The 19,457-nt window shown below is 51.1% G+C and carries 14 protein-coding genes; 10 read left to right on the top strand and 4 right to left on the bottom strand.

Going from position 1 to position 19,457, the window contains the following annotated elements; translation table 11 throughout:
- Window positions 1-47 precede the first annotated feature (47 nt).
- The 3 genes from fusA to yjjJ all read left to right on the top strand — a co-directional run bounded on the left by fusA (window position 48) and on the right by yjjJ (window position 4,097).
- Window positions 48-2,150 carry an elongation factor G gene (fusA, locus tag RTU33_RS07920; RefSeq protein WP_312626469.1) on the top strand — a complete coding sequence of 701 codons (2,103 nt, stop codon included), beginning with the start codon at window positions 48-50 and terminating at the stop codon, window positions 2,148-2,150.
- Window positions 2,151-2,317: 167 nt separating this feature from the next.
- A complete protein-coding gene (locus RTU33_RS07915; RefSeq protein ID WP_312626468.1) occupies window positions 2,318-2,611 on the top strand; it encodes a VF530 family protein in 294 nt (97 codons plus the stop codon).
- Window positions 2,612-2,792: 181 nt separating this feature from the next.
- Window positions 2,793-4,097: a type II toxin-antitoxin system HipA family toxin YjjJ gene (gene yjjJ / locus RTU33_RS07910; RefSeq protein WP_312626502.1), complete on the top strand. Its 1,305-nt coding sequence runs from the start codon at window positions 2,793-2,795 to the stop codon at window positions 4,095-4,097.
- Between the two features lie 149 nt (window positions 4,098-4,246).
- Here yjjJ and RTU33_RS07905 read toward each other — a convergent pair whose 3' ends face one another.
- On the bottom strand, window positions 4,247-4,912 hold the full coding sequence (locus RTU33_RS07905) for a hypothetical protein (protein ID WP_312626467.1): 666 nt from the start codon (window positions 4,910-4,912) through the stop codon (window positions 4,247-4,249).
- Between the two features lie 2 nt (window positions 4,913-4,914).
- Complete coding sequence (locus RTU33_RS07900; protein WP_312626466.1) at window positions 4,915-6,129, bottom strand: hypothetical protein; 1,215 nt, start codon at window positions 6,127-6,129, stop codon at window positions 4,915-4,917.
- A gap of 336 nt (window positions 6,130-6,465) precedes the next feature.
- Here RTU33_RS07900 and RTU33_RS07895 point away from each other — a divergent pair, with 336 nt between their 5' ends.
- From RTU33_RS07895 to RTU33_RS07880, 4 genes are all read left to right on the top strand, one after another.
- Window positions 6,466-7,197 carry a hypothetical protein gene (locus RTU33_RS07895; RefSeq protein WP_312626465.1) on the top strand — a complete coding sequence of 244 codons (732 nt, stop codon included), beginning with the start codon at window positions 6,466-6,468 and terminating at the stop codon, window positions 7,195-7,197.
- 22 nt (window positions 7,198-7,219) lie between these two features.
- Complete coding sequence (locus tag RTU33_RS07890; protein WP_312626464.1) at window positions 7,220-7,726, top strand: CS1 type fimbrial major subunit; 507 nt, start codon at window positions 7,220-7,222, stop codon at window positions 7,724-7,726.
- A gap of 53 nt (window positions 7,727-7,779) precedes the next feature.
- The gene (locus RTU33_RS07885) at window positions 7,780-10,245 is read left to right on the top strand and encodes a CS1-pili formation C-terminal domain-containing protein (protein ID WP_312626463.1); all 2,466 of its coding nucleotides are present in this window, start codon (window positions 7,780-7,782) and stop codon (window positions 10,243-10,245) included.
- Between the two features lie 64 nt (window positions 10,246-10,309).
- Window positions 10,310-11,002: a response regulator transcription factor gene (locus tag RTU33_RS07880; protein ID WP_312626462.1), complete on the top strand. Its 693-nt coding sequence runs from the start codon at window positions 10,310-10,312 to the stop codon at window positions 11,000-11,002.
- 388 nt (window positions 11,003-11,390) lie between these two features.
- Here the strand turns inward: RTU33_RS07880 and RTU33_RS07870 are convergent, their stop codons facing one another.
- Together RTU33_RS07870 and RTU33_RS07865 are read right to left on the bottom strand one after the other, a co-directional pair.
- On the bottom strand, window positions 11,391-13,688 hold the full coding sequence (locus RTU33_RS07870) for an ATP-binding protein (protein WP_312626461.1): 2,298 nt from the start codon (window positions 13,686-13,688) through the stop codon (window positions 11,391-11,393).
- A 114-nt stretch (window positions 13,689-13,802) separates the two neighbouring features.
- The gene (locus tag RTU33_RS07865; RefSeq protein ID WP_312626460.1) at window positions 13,803-16,085 is read right to left on the bottom strand and encodes an ATP-binding protein; all 2,283 of its coding nucleotides are present in this window, start codon (window positions 16,083-16,085) and stop codon (window positions 13,803-13,805) included.
- Between the two features lie 691 nt (window positions 16,086-16,776).
- On the opposite strand from RTU33_RS07865, the gene RTU33_RS07860 reads away from it, so the two are divergent.
- The 3 genes from RTU33_RS07860 to RTU33_RS07850 all read left to right on the top strand — a co-directional run bounded on the left by RTU33_RS07860 (window position 16,777) and on the right by RTU33_RS07850 (window position 19,338).
- The gene (locus RTU33_RS07860; RefSeq protein WP_312626459.1) at window positions 16,777-17,757 is read left to right on the top strand and encodes a DUF1852 domain-containing protein; all 981 of its coding nucleotides are present in this window, start codon (window positions 16,777-16,779) and stop codon (window positions 17,755-17,757) included.
- Window positions 17,758-17,784: 27 nt separating this feature from the next.
- Complete coding sequence (locus RTU33_RS07855; RefSeq protein ID WP_312626458.1) at window positions 17,785-18,816, top strand: methionine synthase; 1,032 nt, start codon at window positions 17,785-17,787, stop codon at window positions 18,814-18,816.
- Window positions 18,817-19,092: 276 nt separating this feature from the next.
- On the top strand, window positions 19,093-19,338 hold the full coding sequence (locus RTU33_RS07850; RefSeq protein ID WP_312626457.1) for a DUF2543 family protein: 246 nt from the start codon (window positions 19,093-19,095) through the stop codon (window positions 19,336-19,338).
- Window positions 19,339-19,457: the final 119 nt, after the last annotated feature.

Genomic DNA, 19,457 nt, shown 5'->3' with positions numbered 1-19,457 from the left:
GGCGAATACCCGTCGCTCACTGACAGTCAACAGACTAAGGACGCATCATGCCCCGACCCATCCCTCTCGAACGTTATCGCAACATCGGTATCTCCGCGCATATCGATGCCGGTAAAACAACCACCACCGAGCGCATTCTGTTTTACACCGGAATGAGCCACAAATTGGGTGAAGTACACGATGGCGCGGCAACAACTGACTGGATGGCGCAGGAGCAGGAGCGCGGCATTACGATCACTTCCGCCGCGGTCAGCACTTTCTGGCCGGGTATGGACAGTAATTTTGAACCGCACCGGATTAACATTATCGACACCCCGGGCCACGTAGATTTCACCATTGAGGTGGAGCGTTCTATGCGCGTGCTCGACGGCGCGGTGATGGTTTATGACGCCGTCGGCGGCGTGCAGCCGCAGTCGGAAACCGTCTGGCGACAGGCCAATAAATATCACGTTCCACGACTGGCGTTCGTCAACAAGATGGACCGCCAGGGAGCGGATTTCTTCCGCGTGGTGCAGATGATGAAGGACCGCCTGAAGGCCAATCCGGTGCCGATTGTGATTCCCGTCGGCGCGGAAGAGCATTTCTCCGGCGTGATTGATCTCATTAAGATGCGCGAGATCCACTGGAACGATGCCACTCAGGGCATGACGTTCAGCTACGGGCCTGTCCCGGAAACGTTGCTGACAACCGCGCAGGAGTGGCGCGAGAAAATGGTCTCCGCAGCGGCAGAAGCCAGCGACGCGCTGATGGATAAATATCTGGAGACGGGCGATCTCAGCGAAAGTGAGATCGTCGCCGGTCTGCGGATCCGTACGGTTTCCGGGGAAATCCAGCCGATGCTTTGCGGCAGCGCGTTTAAAAACAAAGGCGTACAGCGCATGCTCGATGCGGTGGTTGAGTTTATGCCGTCACCGCTCGACGTGCCGGCTATCGACGGGGTGGATGAAAAAGGCCAACCGGCGGAGCGTCATCCGAGTGATGATGAACCATTCTCGGCGCTGGCGTTCAAGCTGATGACCGATCCATACGTAGGCCAGCTGACCTTTATTCGCGTCTATTCTGGCGTACTGCGCAAAGGTGACGCCGTGTATAACCCGGTTAAAGGTAAAAAGGAGCGAATCGGACGCATCGTGCAGATGCATGCCAACGACAGGCATGAGGTCGACGAGCTGCGCGCCGGGGATATCGCCGCCTGCGTGGGGCTGAAGGACGTTACCACCGGGGATACGTTGAGCGATCCGGACAAGGTGATTACGCTTGAGCGCATGGAGTTTCCGGAGCCGGTAATTTCACTCGCCATCGAGCCGAAAACCAAGGCGGACCAGGAGAAAATGGGTATCGCGTTGCAGCGCCTGGCGTCGGAAGATCCGTCGTTCCGCCTGCATACGGATGACGAGTCTGGCCAGACGATCATTTCCGGTATGGGTGAGCTGCACCTCGACATTATCGTCGACCGCATGAAGCGTGAGTTTGGCGTGGAGGCCAACATTGGCCGACCACAGGTGACGTACCGCGAGACGATCCGCAAAGCGGTGAATGAGATCGAAGGCAAGTTTGTGCGTCAGTCCGGCGGGAAAGGGCAGTACGGTCACGTTGTGCTCTCTCTCGAACCGCTGGAGCCGGGAAGCGGCTTCAAATTTGAGGATGCCACCAAGGGCGGCGTGGTGCCGCGCGAGTATATTCCTTCGGTGGAAAAAGGGCTGCGTGAAGCCATGAACACCGGTGTGCTGGCGGGCTATCCTGTCGTGGATGTGAAGGCGACGCTGACGTTTGGTTCTTATCATGACGTCGACTCGTCGGAAATGGCGTTTCGCATGGCGGCTATCTTTGGCTTTAAAGAGGGCGCGCGACGGGCAGATCCGATAATTCTTGAACCGGTAATGCACGTCGAAGTGGAAACGCCGGAGGAGTACGCCGGGAACATTATGGGCGATCTCTCTTCCCGTCGCGGCATGGTGCAGGGCATGGAGGAGCGCTTTGGCAGTCAGATCATCCGTGCTGACGTGCCATTGGCCGAAATGTTTGGTTATTCCACAACGCTGCGTTCGATGTCGCAGGGGCGGGCAACTTACAGCATGGAGTTCCATCACTACGCAGAAGCGCCACGCAACGTGGCGGACGAGATCATCGCCCGACGCGCTAAGTCATAATCAACACGGCAGCGTTCCGCAAGGAGCCTGCCGTTATTTTGGCTATCGTTACATCAACCGCCAGCCTCTGAAAATGACGTAAAGGGCGGGGCAGAGCCACTGCGTATTGCGCATCGCTTGCTGAGTCAGTAAGGTGTGCGCAAATTCATAAGCGACCAGGACCGACAATGACCGCCCAGCCTTCGAAAGATCCGTTACATGGCATCACGCTTGAAGCGTTACTCACGACGCTGGTTGAGCGTTACGGTTGGGCAGAGCTGGCAAAGCATGTCAACATCAACTGCTTTAAAAGCGACCCGAGCATCAAATCAAGCCTGAAATTTCTTCGCCGCACGCCATGGGCCCGCAAAGAAGTTGAAGCGCTCTATATCGATTCGCTGCAGGATGTGCAGCATGCAGAAACAGCCCCGGCTGATAATCCGTGGGCAAACTGGCAGAGCAAAAAGCCCTCAGAGCGCTGAGACCGACAACAAAGACTTCGCAGTCCCCTTCAGACGCCTGTCCCAACGCTCCCAAAAGAAATGAAATCCGTTCACCGATTCTCTGCCTGACTGGGCGGAGAAACGTCCTGCGCGGATGACATCTCAGCAATTAACTGTTAATTTATCTATTCACACATCTATTCATAAAGCGATTCGCATCATGATAAATCGATCCGATACGATCTGCCAGTTACTGCGCCAGGGGCCCATGCCTGCAAGGAAACTTATTGATATAATTGGCATTAGTCAGCCGACGTTGTCTCGTACCCTAAGAACACTCGGTGATGATATTGTTCGGATCGGCTCAGGTCCATCTATTCAATATGCGTTACGCGATGCTTTTCGTGGGTTCAGTTCTGCCCCTGTTTATCGCATATCCGAAACAGGCCAGATAAAACCGCTGGGCAAACTCATTCCGGTTTATCCGGACGGATTTGTCATGGAGCAGGATGACAAAATATGCCTCCATAGCGACGGCCTGCCATGGTGGCTATTTGATATGCGACCGCAGGGATATCTTGGAAGAGCTTATGCATCAACCTATTCAGCCGGGCTTGGCTTATCTTCTAATCCTGAAAACTGGACCGATTCGGATGTGATCAGAGCTTTGTTGTCTCATGGACACGACGCCGTAGGAAATCTGTTGATAGGAGAACAGGCAAGAAATCAGTTCGTGGATATGCCAACTCCCAGCCCCGTTGACCGCGCGACAACTTATCCTATGCTGGCGCGGGCTGTCAGCTCTGGCGAGGTGCCAGGTTCATCTGCCGGCGGTGAGCAACCAAAATTTTGCACTTATACAGAGCGTGGCCATGTGCTGGTGAAATTCACGGCTCTGGACGATAACCCCGTGAGCGAGCGCTGGCGCGATCTGCTACTGGCCGAGCATCTTGCCTTAAAAGTACTCGGTGTAGAAACAGAAGTGTTTGATTTTGAAGGACAGCGTTTCCTCGAGATCCCCCGGTTCGACCGTGCTGGCCAACTGGGCCGCATTGGTCTCTTTTCTTTGCGGGCGCTGGAGGCGGAATTTGTCGGGCGGGCGAGGGACCCATGGCCCATTCTGGTTAATGAGCTGGTTAAGCAGGGTTGTGTTCATCCTGATGCCGCCGTTGGCACGGCGCGGCTTTGGGCATTTGGGGGGCTGATCGGCAATACCGACATGCACCACGGTAATTTATCGTTCATCAGCGGTCATGGTCGTCCATACCAGCTTGCGCCAGCCTATGACATTCTGCCGATGGGTTTTGCCCCTAAATCGGGTGGTGAAATTGTGAATACGCTTCGGCCAGCGACGCTGCTTGAGGTGATTAGTGGGGAGATCTGGCGAGAAGCGCTCGAATTAGCCGAGAGCTTTTTGGCGTTAGCCCGTGACAGTAACCGCCTGTCTGCAAATTTTGCCCCTTGTCTTGTGGCGTTACGCAGCCATCTTGATGAAGCAAAGTCACGCATATCACGCCTGGAGTAATATCGCCGAGGTTAAGCTTTGCCAAAAGAATGTGCAGCCTCTGTGTTAAAGCGGTTTTTTTGTTTCTGCGATGGATTAAATAAAAAAACGCCCGATGAGGATCATCAGGCGTCGTCAGCTCTGTGGTCAGGTCTTAGCGGCGAGACGTCTTACTGGTATGAGTAATAAAAATCATCTCCGGCCAGTTGCCTTGCCAGCGGCAAGAGCTCCGGCTTGACGCCGGCAATCTGAATAAACTTGCCCCCGTTCCGATAAATTTGAAGTTGTTCCTGATTCTCTGGTTTAGCGATAAGTTCGTCCATCTCATACATTATGCCGTCGCATCCCCTGATAATGTGGTTATCTGTTCTGTCGAGACTGCATCCATCGATAACAATGCTACATCCCCGGGATTTCAGGTTCTTGATATTGGTTTTCAGATGTCGGCCCAGTGACGCCTTTTGTTCAGGAATGATGTGCAGGAGTATGGGGTTTGTGAGCTGTTTGAAGTTGATAATTCTGTCCAATAATTCCGGCAGGTCGGGGTAGGCGAGCCACTCATCGGTAATACTGAGCATCACGGGCGTAATTTCCAGTAAATCCATTCTGATTATCTCCTGCAGCAGCCGCAGGTTGAGTACCAGCTCCAGCCCGGTTGCTTCGAGAGTATTTATTTTTGTGCACAGCGCATCCAGTTCGACGCTGCATATCACGCGTTTACCACTCTGGCTATCGAGCCAGTAGTGGAAATCTTTGATGAGCGGGGTCGGATGGAGGAGGCGCTCAAGCAATTCGCTTTGCCCTACAGGGGCGTTAACGGAAAGCGGTATTGTCATTTTCAGGCTCCCGGAATAAACGGTAATTCAGAGTCAAAAATCAGCGTCGCGGCGCCTCGCCAGGTTGAGCCTAAATGTTCGACCATCAGAGCACTGGCCGGTTCACCGACGGTAAAATCAACGCTGCCAATTGTATTGACGTAGCTCACGGGTTCGATAACCGTTCCCACCACACCTCCCCGATATAGCGGAATGAAGGTATCCACAACGTCCCCCCCGGTCTCTCTGATACGCATTCCAGGAATAGTAAGGTTAACCAGCACAGGGACTTTTTCCGTTGAGCCATCCTTTTGCAGGGCGCAGGTGTTGAGGACACTGTGGGTGCATTCCACACTAAGGCTGAGCGGGGACGATGCCACTACAGTGAAGTTCCCGCGACCGCTGAGCTTGAAATCGGGGGCGCCGCCGTGATTCCAGTTGTCCCAGCCTCCCGGTGGTTGCAGGCTGATACGGGTGTTACCCAGTGTGCCAACTCTTAGCTCATGCTCAATGGTTGCTTCAATATTGATGCGCAGAACATTATCGCTGTAATCACCCTCACCCAGATCAATATCCATACCGCGACCAACCGAATATTCAATGGAGCCGCGAAAAGTACCGTTAGGCATAGTCATCGGGCTCGGACTACGGAGCTGGTAACCGATTGAAATTCTATCAATAGTGACATCATTACGAACAATATTAAGAATATTTTTGGTACAAACAGAACTGCTTGCTTCAGGGTGACTCCAGGCCAGATGATAAACATTCGTCGATACTGCGCCATTGTTACCGGAGCATGCCCCTTCCGGGTTGGCGCTGGCCCCCTGAAAGTCAGAGGTGGCCCAACTGACCTCCGGGCGGAAAAAGCGCTGAGCAAGCAAATTCAGGCGAAATTCAACAGTAACCCAGCGGCCAGATTCCCGGTGAAAAAGGTGCACCTCGCGCCACTCCGAACGGACTTTTTGATAGGAGTGCAGGCGCTTATCGGCGAGATTAGTGCTATCGATAACACGATTATTAACCATCAACCCGGTCAGAATGGAAAACCTTCCAGAAGCGCATGGATAAGTGGCGCAATGTCCGCTTTGCGGCGTATCGTTCTTAAAGTTATCGTAATCTGGGTTGTGTGCTGAAGGCCGGAAGGAGGCTGAAATAGTCAAATCCTCGGCGCTGGCACAGGCTGAAAGTGCGCCTAAAACACAGAGGGCACTAAATAGTGTTTTAATTTTTTTCATCAAGTATTCTCACTCTATTACAGTGTGTAATACACAAACGGCAAGTGATTTGGGGGAGTGCGTCCTATCATAAAGATCTCTCTTATAACGGAAACAAGACCACTCTCAAAAAAACGCTTTTAACTGTTTTTTGGCAAAAATCAATAAATAATAAAAAAATGTTATTTCATTGTTATGTTATTGGTTGTGGTTGAATTTTTATTTTTCCCTCTGAATTTTTTGAGAGTGGTCTTGTATGAGATCATTCTTGTCTTGATGCATATTAGCTTTCGTTAATTACGTGCCTCTTTTTCATACGTCAGGTCTGAGACAGGCACTTCAGCGTGTGAGGAAACTATGTTAAGAGTAACAGCTCTCATTTGTTTAATGAGTATTACCTGGGCGGCAAATTCTGCTCCCGTATTAAATGTTGGTGCTATGTACGAAATAGTCGATGGCGATAGAAGCACGCAACTCAAGCGTGTGCGTAATAATGGTGATAGCACCGCCTTTGTACGAGTAGAAGTCCGTGAAGTGACTTACAGCCCTGATGGTAAAAAACAGGAAACCCGCATCGATGCGCAGGATGCAGCGAAAAGTAATATTGACGGGCTTATTTTCACCCCGGGAAGGATGATTATTCCGGCCAAAGGGATGCAGTCTGGCCGTCTGGTTGTTACCGGCAATCGTGACCGTGAACGCTACTATCGCGTACGTTTTATTCCGGTCATGCCGAAAGATAAAAATGAATTTGGACAGTCGCAGAAAGAATTCGACGAATATTCTGCGAAAGTGAATGCCGGTATCAGTGTGCTAACGGGATATGGTGTGATGGTTATTGTGCACCCTAAAAACCCGCAGTATAAAACGGTATTTGAAACACAGGGTAATAAAATTATTGTTCATAACAAGGGCAATAGCAGTGTTAGCCTGGAAGATATTAAACAGTGTAAATCGGAGAAGTGCTCTGATCCCGTTTATACCATTGTTCGACCTGGCTCTCGCTATGAGCTGAAAAAAGAGATCAACGCCGTCACGCAATTTACGTTGCTTGAAGGCAAAAAGAAAACGCCGAAGTCTTTCGGATAACCCCGTCCTGTAAAGTTAAGGAATGATGATGAACTTTAAAACAACCGTAATGGCAGCAGTATTTGCAACTACCATGACCACCGCAGTTACGCCAGCAATGGCCGCTGACCCGTCAACGCTGACTTTTGACCTGGCAGCGACCATTCCAGTGGAGCGTTATTACGTGGTATTCAGCGACCCTTCTTTTTCTGGCGTCACGCATACCATGCCGTGGAATAACTATACGGAAACGCTGGAAAACGTGAGCACCTACCTGAAGGCGAAAAACACCTCCGGCAAGATCACGGCTCACCTGAGTGCAGCACCACAGCTTGTTCACACCACTGAACCGTTAAAGATTATTCCGCTGGATATCAAAATTAACTCCGTGACCCTGCCTGTGGGGTCTGGTACCCCGGCTGAAATTCTGTCTGCAGCGGAAACAGCGGAGCAGACATTGCCTCTGGTGGTGAGTCCAGGGACAGTATCAGCTTATGATGCGGGTGCTTACGAGGGTACGATCAATATGGTGTTTGACTACGAGATCTAACCCTTTTGCAGAGTTAAGGGCACGTTGTGCCCTTTTTTAATCTGGATGAATCTATGTCATTTCCTTGTAAAAATCAGCTGGCTCTGGCTGTGGCTATGGTGCTGACGTCGCTGTCGTGTGCTGCAATGCCCATGGACGATCTTTTTATGCAGGCAGATAATCTGCCTGAAGGATTTAGTGATCATATTTTCGGGGCGCCGCTCATTTCCAGAGTAGAACTGGATGGCCAGTACCTGGGGGACGCCACTATTTTACTGTCTCGCGCTAAAACGGTACAACTGGCGAATTTCACCGAAACTCAGAACAGTACAATATCATCCGCCATCCGTGGCCAGTGGGCGAAAGCGCTGGGTGATGCTTTTCCTTTAGGTAAGTGCGAAAGCGACTGCCCGCGAGACTTACAAAGCCTGTACTACAGCCTCAGCGCTGCCACGCTTTATATTGTCACGACGGCGGCCAAAGAGCCTAAAGGAAAAGCCAGAACCATCGCGCTGCCGGAAGAGGGTAGCCTTGGGATGATTCTGCGTAACCAAATGAACCTGGCCGGCGGGGAGCTTCAGCCCTGGTCCGGTTATCAAAACCTGCAGCTGGAAAGCAGTATCGGTCACTGGACCGGGCGGGCCAGCAGCCAGATTAGCCGCAGCGATCTGAAAGAGAGCGAGACCCAGGCGCGCATCAGCTCACTCTATTTGCAGCGCGAATTTCCGCATCATGCGGTACGTACCGGGTTATTTTTGCCGGATACGCAGGGTATTTTACGCCAGCCGGTTATGCCGGGGCGTAACAGCCAGAAAACGCTGGTTGGGGCAATGCTGAGCAGCTCCGATACGTTGCTGGAAACATCAGCGAGCGCCAGCCTTTACCCCATCTATATTACGGCGAACCGTGAGTCCGTTGCGGAGATCTATCGCGACGGGGTGCTCATCAATAGCCAGCCGGTGGATACCGGAATGCAGCAGCTGGACACGACGGTTCTGCCGCCGGGCATTTATGGCATTGAAGTCCGCCTGCTTGAGGATGGCCAGGAGGTTAGCCGTACGGAAGAGACAGTCTATAAGCCAGGTCACTGGAAGAACCCGGATCGCCGTCTGAACTACAATCTTTTCGGCGGTGTGGAAAAAGAACTGGGTAACCAGGAGCGTGATGAAGGTGAGAATAAAGCGGCGCTGGGTGCCAGTGCGAACTATTTGCTGACGCCGAGAGTCGTCCTTGGCGGCGCCGTACAGCGCAATGCACAGACGGATCAGATTGGTGCCTCAGCGGATATCCAGATGAATGACGCCACCCGTTTTTATGGCAGCGTGGGGACCAGTAACGACTGGGGAGCGCGCTACGATGCGCAGCTTAACTGGCAGTTTATGCCGCAAACCAGCCTGCTGTTGAATCACAGCCAAAGCTGGTATCAGTCAGAAGAGAGCCTGTGTTCAGCGACAAATTGTGACTTTAATCGTCAGCAGAATAGCGGCGTAACGCTGAACCATCGCTTCAGCAATGGCGACACGGTCTCCTTGCGGGGCGCTCATAGTAATAAACAGAGTGGTCTCGGGTTAGATGCCAGCTGGCGCTCCCGTTTTAAAGTTAAAAATACCCCCGTCAGCGTGACAGTGAATGGTTTTGACCGCCCATATAGCCAATATAGCGGAAAGCGTAATCGGGGAATGAATGTGAATTTTTCTTTCTCCTTGGGTGAAAGCAACCGGGCAGTGAATGCCAGCCTGGGAAGCCGAAACGACAGCCGCGGGGGCAGAGATTATTTCGCCAGCGCAGGCGTAACGCAGAGATTTGAAAGCGGGCCGGTTAAACATGCCAGCGTGGGTGCCATTGCGGATAAGTATGGTGTGGGCGGAAATGTGTATGCTGAATTTGACCATCGTTATGCCAGCGGTTCGGTATTTGCCCAGCAATCGACGTTAAATCAGAAGATGAGTGGTGGCATGAATATGAACAATACGCTTGCCATCGGCGGGGGGAAAATTTCCGTCAGCCATAGCCCCGAAAGCTGGGCCAGCCATACGGGAATGATTGTTGATGTTGAAAGCGATGACCCGAATGTGAAGCTGAAAGCCTGGGATAACAATGGCATGAGCAGCACTCTGCACGCCGGTCGTAATTTTGTACCCGTCAGTGCCTGGAAATCCGGGCAAATTCAGGTGGATTTCGACGGTAACGATGCGCCGCCAATGAAGATCTGGCCAGCTGAATTACCTTATCACCTCAATAAAGGCGGAGTAGCCTACAATAGCGTACGCGTGATGAGCACGGTAACGGTGGTCGGCCGTCTGGTTGACGGGAAAGGTGAACCGGTATCCGGTGTTAAACTGGCTAACCATGCAGGTTATGGTATATCTGAACACGATGGTTTCTTTGTGACCGACATGCATCAGAAAAACCGTGAACTGACGATTCATCATAAAGAAGGAAAATCGTGTACGGTTAAGTTAGATAATGCCCGGTTTAAGCAGGAAAATGGCACGCTTATGGTCGGCGATATTAGCTGCAATACAGGTGCAGAAAGCTAACATTACTCTATAAATAAGAAGCGGCAGTATATCTGCCGCGGATGCTTTCATGGGAAAAGTGATTATGAGTGTAAATAAATCGAGCCAGGTTCGCATTGTCACATTGGATGACCATGCGATTTTGCTGCATGGTATGAACGATATGCTGAGTCGGGAACCGGATTTTCATCTGGTTGGCAGCTACAGCAGCAGCCGACAGCTGCTTCCTGCGTTACAGAAAATGGACGTGGATGTTGCGGTGGTTGACTACGCGCTCGCCCCGGATGATATGGATGGTCTTAATCTGCTGAAAACATTGCAGATCCATTTTCCGTCACTCGTTGTGTTGGTTATTTCTGCTCTGTATAACAGCGCGACGGTTGCTCTGGCGCTGCGCAGCGGTGCGAAAGGGTTTATCGGTAAAAACGGGCCGATGAATGAGCTGATCCACGCTGTTCGGGTCGTCAGCAGTGGGAAAGTCTATATTGAACCAGAAATGGCGCTTCAGCTCGCACAATTGCAGGACACCACGCAATTTATGAATGGCCGTGAAAGCCACAGTACCGAAACGGTACAGGAGGCCGTAAAACTCTCTGTACTTTCACCTAAAGAGCAGGAGGTGATTCGCTGCTTTATGGAAGGGATGACGGTGACGGACATCGCGAGTAAATTTAACCGCAGTATCAAAACTATTAGTGGGCAAAAACAAACGGCCTTACGTAAACTGGGACTCAAAGCCGATCACGAGCTGTTTCTCATCCGCGACACGCTGAAATAAGCGCCCGCCAACTCACGAAATCATCAGTAAAATTATGTCATTGCCTGTCCAGTCATGGAGACAGGCAAATTAATGGCGCAGATGGATAACAAAATTTTATCCCTGTGCCCCCCCGTGAAATCCTCGCCCTGAAATATCACCCACACCGATATCCTAATGTCGCTGACGCCGTAACGTCGAATTGCCATTAAGAAACGCAAAATATTCCCGATAAATGACCCGATACGAAAGAGATTTATCTGGCAAAAAAGGATGCTGCGAGAAAATGGAGTATACCAATCCGGAACACACAGCCGGCAGTGGAGCGTTTTATTACCGGGTTCGGCGACCGCCTGAGCGATCGCCGTTAAGCGCGAGCCGTTACGCAGAATTCCGGGCGACCACTATCTTACATTTCCGATTCCCACCCCCTGAGTGCGATTGTCCAGGCGTCAATTTGTGCCGGAGTAGGGGGATTTCCCTCCCGAAGGGTATCTTCAATTTCTTTTGCATGACGTGCCAGTGGCATGAGCTGATAGAGATTCGCCACCCCGTTTAAACGGTGTACGTAATGCACCATCCAGCGTATATCGTGCTTTTCCGCTGCGGCACAAAAATGACGAATATCATCAGCAATGTACTGCCGGGGGTCATCCAGCGTCACTTCGGGTAAAGCGGCCGGTCGTTCGCTGTACAGCGGCTGACACCAGCGAGCCAGCATCTCGCTGAGGGCATAAATTGAAAGTGGCTTAGACAGCCACGCATCCATCCCGCTGTCACGGCACTGCTGCTGATGTTCCGGGCCGCTCAGCGCCGAGATGGCAACAATGGGAGTCGCCTGTCGTACGGTTATATTTTCAAACTCCCGTACCCGTTTAGCGACTTCATAACCGTCTATGTCCGGCAGGTTGCAATCCAGCAGGATGACGTCAAAATAATTTTCATCTTCAAGCAGTGCTAATGCGCTGGCGCCATCTCCGACGAGTTCATATTGACAGTTAAGGGCATCGAGCTGTGCTGCCAGCATTTTCTGGTTAGCAGGGTGATCCTCCACGACCAGGACGCAGGTGTCAGGGCTAAAGTGCCGGAGTGTTTCGATTGTTTGACTCTCGACGGGGGCTTCACAAAACGTTACCGGCAACTCTACACGAAAGACAGAACCCACCCCGGGCTCGCTCTGGCAGATAAGCGCTCCGCCAGCCAGTGACACCAGTTCATGACAGATATACAGCCCGAGACCGCTGCCGTCGTAGCGGCGTGTGGTGGCGTTGTCAGCCTGCGTCCAGGCTTCGAAGAGGGTACGCCGCGCTTGGGGGGAGATCCCAATGCCGGTATCGGCAACCTCAATGTGCAATATCGGATCGCCTTTTGCCGACAGATGCTGTTGCACATCGAGTGAAACGCACCCGTGGTCCGTGAATCTGATGGCATTTGCCAGCAGATTACCAATCACCTGCCGTATTCGATGCTCATCCGCAACGATCCACTGTTCCCGCAGGACAGGAGGAAGGCTGGCGCTAATCTGTAGTCCTTTCCGGTGCGCCAGCGGGTGATAAATGGCCTCCAGCTCTTCAATCATCTTACGTAGCAGAAAGCAGTGATTGTCCAGTTTTAGCTGATTTTGCGCCAGTTTGCAGTGGTCGAGAATGTCATTCAGCAAACCCTGCAGATTCTTAGAGGATGAGAGCGCCAGCTCCAGATACTCTTCTCGCTGTTGGGCGGCGGCAGGCAGGCGAAGCAGTTCAAGCGCGGCAACCAGCGCATTCATTGGCGTGCGGATCTCATGGCTCATCATGGCGAGAAACTGGCTTTTCCGCTCTTCACTGAGCACGGCGCGCCGCTTATGAACCAGCGCCCGACGCAGGGCCCAAATTAGACTTAACAGCAATAACATAATCAGTCCGATCTCCACTGGGTAGAGGGCGAAAATTAATTCAGCGGTGAGCTTTCCGGTTTTTAAATCGCCCACCCACTGACTGAAAAGCCGGTCGCTTTGACTGGCTGGCATACTGGCTAGCGCTTTAGAAAGGATGTTGCGCAGCGGCTCCCACTCTGGTGAGATGGCCATATGTAACCCGGTAACCATCTCAGGTAACTGACCGGCCACCACCAGTTTGTGGGCGTAACGGCGGTACAGTAGGGGGCGTAATACCAGATCCGCACCAATGGCGGCGTCCGCTTCCCCTGAGAGTACGCTCTGTAGCAGACTGCTCATATCCGGCTGTGGAGAGAGTTCGATTTCGGGATAATAGTGGGTTAGCCACTCTTCATATGGGCTGCCCATGCGAACAGCAACACGCTTTGTTCTGAGGTGGTCGAGAGTGCGGATATGATCAGAATCATGGCTTGTCACTACCAGAGCATTGGCGGTGACCCAGCGTTGGGCCCAATGCCATTTAGTACGCTCAGGCTCCGTCATTAAGGCCGCCGGCATGTTAGTGACAAAGGCGGGTGACTGTTGTTCACCGGCAAGCTTAAAGCGTAACCCCGTCATTTTTTCTATCTGCTCGAGGTACGCCCGGCTCAGGCCAAAATGTCTGCCCTGATCGATATAATCGAGCGGCCAGTCATCAATAATATCGTAGAAAATCACCGGATTTTCGGCAATCCAGGCGCGTTCTTTTTCGCTGAACAGCGGGGCTGCCTGTACGGTGAAGACGAGCAGGCAGTTTATCAGTAGCAGAATCGTTTTATACCAGGGCATCATGACCTTTCTTCAATCCTAGTGGCTGTCGCGGTATGCGAGCCAGTCTCTTGGGGCGAATGGGATTGAACGAAAATGGCCATGCAGAGCACACAAGAGCACTCTCAAAAGCTCTTATTAGGACAGAGTTGTCAGCTTATTGAGCATTAGCCCCCATGTTTGTGCCTGCCAGTGTTCGCGTGGCAGCCCGGCCCGCAGGCTCTCTTCCAGGGAGGCGGCGTACTCCGCGAGGTTATCAATCTGGTACATTTGCGCTACGCCTTTAATACGATGGATATGGTGCAGCATCCAGGATAGCTCCTGTTGCTCGGTGTAAGCGATAAACTTCCGGGTATCATCCTGAAGCGCCAGCCAGACATCCTCCCCGATCGGCAAATGAGTGGCCATCTGTACCGTCTGGCTACCCGCTGGCGTGCACCATTTTTGCAGGGTTTCCGCCAGTGTGTTCAGTCGAATCGGTTTGGTGAGGACATCATTCATGCCGCTTTCGAGGCAGCGTGCGAGATGCTGAGCTGAGCTTTGCGCCGAAATCGCTACCACAATCATGGCCTCCCGGTTTTGTTGCTGTTCAAGCATGCGGATCTTCCGGGTAGTGGTATAGCCATCGATACCCGGCAGGCCGCAGTCCAGCAGGATAATGTCGTAGTAGTTTTCGTCTTCAAGCAGCAAAAGTGCGCTTTCTCCATCCTCGGCGGTTTCAAAATGACACCCCAGACGGGCCAGCTGAGCGGTCAACATCTGGCGGTTGGCTGCGTGATCTTCCACCACTAATATGGAACATTGCCCGGCGAAATCAGGGAGTGTCATCGAGTCCGGCTTTGCGCTATCGTCCGGGGTGGTGCAGTGTTGTAGAGGTAAAACGATTGCTACGCGCGTTCCTTTGCCTGGTTCACTCACCAGTTCCATCGTGCCTTGCATCTGCTTTACCAGCGATCGGCAGATATAGAGCCCAAGCCCGCTGCCGCCAGCCTGATGCTCACCCTGTTGCCAGGCCTGCATCAGACGCTTTTGCACCGTTGGTGAGATACCGGCTCCCGTGTCCTCCACGGTCAATAGCAGCCTGTCCGCCGACTCGGCAAGATGAACGGAAACTCCGCCATTTTCAGTGAATTTTATGGCATTTGACAGCAAGTTATTAATAATTTGCCGTAATCGGTGTGCATCCATCATAACCCAACTGGCGGGAGCAGGGCGCTGATCCATGAACGTAAGATATAACGCTTTACGCTGTGCTGACGGCCGCTGGCTGTCGCATACCGTCTCAAGCAGGATACCAGGTTCCACCGGTTCAGGTTGAATCGCCAGGCGGTTATGGCTTATTTTTTCGTGATCCAACACGCTGTTGAGTAGGTCCAGCAGATCTTGCGAGGAAGAGTAGGCCAGATCAATATACTGTTGACTTCGTGAAGGGCTGCGGATCTGTTTCAGCAGCTCGAGCGCGGCAACAATGGCATTCATCGGCGTTCGAATTTCATGGCTCATTACTGCCAAAAAATCACTTTTGTGCCGCTCACTGCGTAATGCCCGACGTCGGGAAACCAGTGCAAAACGCACCGCGATCAGTAACAGAACAATTAACGAGGCGATAACCATCAGCGGATATCGATATTGCCAGAGAACAAAATTGAGCGTAGGCGTGCCTATGTCGACGATGCCAATCCAGTGGACAAACATATCCTGCGCATCGCCAGCCGTAATTTGCTCCATGCTTTTATTCAGAATCGATTGCAGCTCAGGATAAGCTGGATTAATCGCCATGCTGATGCCACTGGCCATCTCCGGGATTTGTGCAACGATCGCCAGCCGGTGGAGATAGTGACGCTGAAGGATAGGGAGCATGACCAGGCCGGAGGCAATAACCGCGTTGTTTTTACCTGATTCAACAGACTGTAAAGCAGTGAGGATATCGGGCTGCTCATCCAGATTCATGGCGGGGAAATGACGTTGCAGCCAGGGGGTAAAATCAGAATCTTTGACTACGGCAATCTGTTTATCCTGGAGCTGTTGCAACGTACGCACCTGAACAGCCTCTTTTTTACTGACGATCATCGGCATAGTATTGGCCCACGGAAACGTGAATAGCCATTTTTTCCGTTCTTCATCAGTAAGTAAGTTATCGTTAACAGCACTGACCATCATCACCGGCGTTTTTGCCATTTTATCTGGCGGCACAAACACAAACGTCAGGCCGGTGCGCTGGGAAACCGCATCCAGAACTTCACGGCTGATTCCGTTGTGGATACCATTGCGTACCGTTTCCTGGGGCCACAGATCTTTGACCGTGTAATAGACGCGCGGGTGAGCCGCTATCCAGGACTGCTCCTGTTGAGTGAACAGAGGCTCGGCCCGAAGCGTCAGGCTCCAGAACATGATCAACATGAACAGCGGAAACTTAGACATACTTTCCCTTTAAGGTTTATCAGAACGCATTGATACTTATCATTATTACAGAGGAGGAGGCGATATGGTTGGGATTTTAATGCATGATTTCTGGTCACCGGGATGTAGTGCATGAGCTTATTGCTCATGTGTCATGTGATTTAACATAATATACATTATGCGCACCAATATGGAATTAGACAGAATCCGGGGTTTTGTGGGCATCGTTGACCTGGTCGCTGATGGCCTCTGAACGCTCTTTCTTCCGTGTTGATCTCTTCGCTCTGTCCGTCTGATGGCTAATCTGCTCGCCGCAATGTTTTCCACGACGCACTTGTTCGTACGATTTCACTTTCCTCTATGCTCATCGGTCGTTCGCAAACGGCATGCTGACATGCTCCTGCTTGTCCAGTCCACAACGAACTAAAACTCTTTTTCCGGCATTTCGTCTCAGATTATGCGTACTTTGGTTACATCACCATCTCTGCTGCGGCAAACCGAGCGTTCACATTACGTCGCATTTCTCATGATGAAGTTGGCTCATGCAGCATTGAAATTTAGTCGCTTTCACTCCGCCACTGGCTCTGGCATAAAAGACATATGTTAATTAATTGATAACAAGAAAATGACATTGCGCTACTGCTCCCATCACGTACGGGTAAGCAGAAAACCAGCGCCATTTTCTGTTTAATCCTCAGGATGCCGCGTCACCATGAAAACAGATATCACATTTACGATTAAAAGCAGCCGTTTCGACGAGAACTATAACCCTTCTGAGAATACGCGTATTACGACCAATTTTGCGAATCTGGCCAGAGGACAAAACCGCCAGCAAAATCTGCGCAACACGTTGGTGATGATCGACAATCGTTTCAACAGCTTAGCTTATTGGGATAACCCTAAAAGCGATCGCTATAGCGTCGAACTTGATATTATTTCAGCTGAACTGAATCTCGGCGAGACTGGCGAAAGTTTCCCGGCAATTGAAATTTTACAAACCTGCATCATTGATAAAAAAACGAATGAACGTATTGAAGGCATTGTCGGTAATAACTTCTCCTCCTATGTCCGTGATTATGACTTCAGCGTATTATTGTTAGATCACAATAAAGGCCTGCGTGACTTCAGCATCCCGGATGATTTTGGTGATTTGCATGGCAATATCTTCAAACATTTCATCCATTCAAACGAGTACAAACAGCGATTTAAAAAGTCCCCGGTAATTTGCCTGAGTATTTCAAGCAAAGAGGTTTATCACCGTACAGGAAATGAACATCCGATATTGGGCATCGAGTATGAGCAAAAAACAGGCGCATCTTTAACTGAACAATACTTTAGTAAAATGGGGCTGCAGGTTCGCTATTTTATGCCTAAAAACAGCGTTGCGCCGTTAGCATTCTATTTTACCGGTGATTTACTTCACGATTACACTTCACTGGAGTTGATCGGCACTATCAGTACGATGGAGACCTTCCAGAAGATCTACCGCCCGGAAATTTACAATGCTAATTCGGCGGCAGGCCTGGTTTATCAACCCAGCCTGAATCATCAGGATCATTCATTAACAAAAATTGTTTACGATCGGGAAGAACGCAGCCAGCTGGCAATTATTCAGGGACAATTTACTGAAGAGCACTTTATTAAACCTTACAAGCATGTTTTTGAGTCCTGGTCTACTCACTACGCTCTTTAATTAACCGGAAATACAAGGCGCTTTATTATGACAATCTTACTTCCCACGTCCACCGCTGGCAGCTTACCGAAACCTTCCTGGCTTGCGGAACCGGAGAAACTTTGGTCCCCCTGGAAACTGCAAAATGAAGAGTTAATTGACGGGAAAAAAGATGCGCTGAGCCTTGCCCTGTTTGATCAACTGCGCGCGGGGATTGATATCGTCAGCGACGGCGAGCAAACGCGTCAACACTTTGTCACGACCTTTATCGAGCACCTCAGCGGTGTCGACTTTGAAAAACGCGAAGTCGTTAAAATCCGTAATCGTTATGAGGCGAGCGTGCCGACGGTCGTTGGTGCAGTTGAACGCCAAAAACCGGTATTCGTTGAAGATGCTCGTTTTTTACGTCAGTTAACCAACAAACCCATCAAGTGGGCACTCCCTGGGCCTATGACGATGATTGATACGCTTTATGATGCCCACTATAAAAGCCGCGAGAAACTGGCATGGGAATTTGCCAAAATCCTCAATCAGGAAGCAAAAGAATTAGAAGCAGCTGGCGTTGATATTATTCAGTTTGATGAGCCTGCCTTTAATGTTTTCTTTGATGAAGTCAATGACTGGGGTATTGCCGCACTGGAAAGAGCCATTGAGGGGCTAAAATGTGAAACGGCTGTGCATATCTGCTACGGATATGGCATCAAAGCCAATACCGACTGGAAGCAAACATTGGGCTCAGAGTGGAGACAATACGAAGAAGCGTTCCCTAAACTGCAAACGTCCAATATCGATATTGTTTCACTGGAGTGCCATAACTCACGAGTGCCAATGGACCTGCTCGAGCTTATTCGCGGTAAAAAAGTAATGGTTGGAGCGATCGACGTGGCGACGAATAATATCGAAACCCCTGAGGAAGTCGCGGATACTTTACGTAAAGCACTGCAATTTGTTGATGCTGATAAACTCTACCCTTCAACCAATTGTGGCATGACGCCGTTGTCCCGAAAGGTCGCAACTGGAAAACTTAATGCATTAAGCGCAGGCGCCGATATTATTCGCCGGGAACTGTCAGGAAAATAATGTCACCTGATAAGAGAACGGCGCTGATACGTTATATCAGTCCTGGGTTCTGAGCAGATATTTCAACTGAGCCGGGTCGCAATCGCCATTTCATGACCCAGGCTCTCACTTAGTATTACGGGATTTCCTGATGTGCTGACGGGTCCCGTCGCGTTTTTACCCGCCTCGATGCAGTAAGGTCCGCCCTGCTCTTTTCATTCAACGGGATGCTGCCGCCTTGCTAACAATGCTAAAATAGCACGCACATCCGCTGAATCGCCTTAAAAGGACGCGAAAATGAACAATGCAATCCCGCTGAAGTTTTACGACATCGTTGACGAATATTCAGACGAGACCGCCACGCCGGTGAAAGACGCCGAGCGCGATGCGCTCGCCCATTATTTCCAGGCGCTGATCACCCGCCTGAACAACAATGAAGAAATCAGTGAAGAGACCCAGGGCGAACTTGCCCACGAAGCCGGGATTGCTGACTTCCGCATCGACGATATTGCAAACTTCCTGAATCAGTGGGGAAATGAGTAAGCGTTGATTGCCGAGCGTCCGGCGTCCGCGGCTATGGTTTCACGGCCCCGGTCTGGACGCTCGTCGCTTCGCCTTCCGGCTGCAGGCCTTTCATTGCCTTCTGTTTGCGGGCGATTTCA

Origin of the sequence: Scandinavium sp. (assembly GCF_032012665.1) — a bacterium.
Taxonomy (GTDB): domain Bacteria; phylum Pseudomonadota; class Gammaproteobacteria; order Enterobacterales; family Enterobacteriaceae; genus Scandinavium.
Note: the sequence above shows the minus strand (reverse complement) of the source record. Positions and strands in the feature narration are given on the sequence as shown.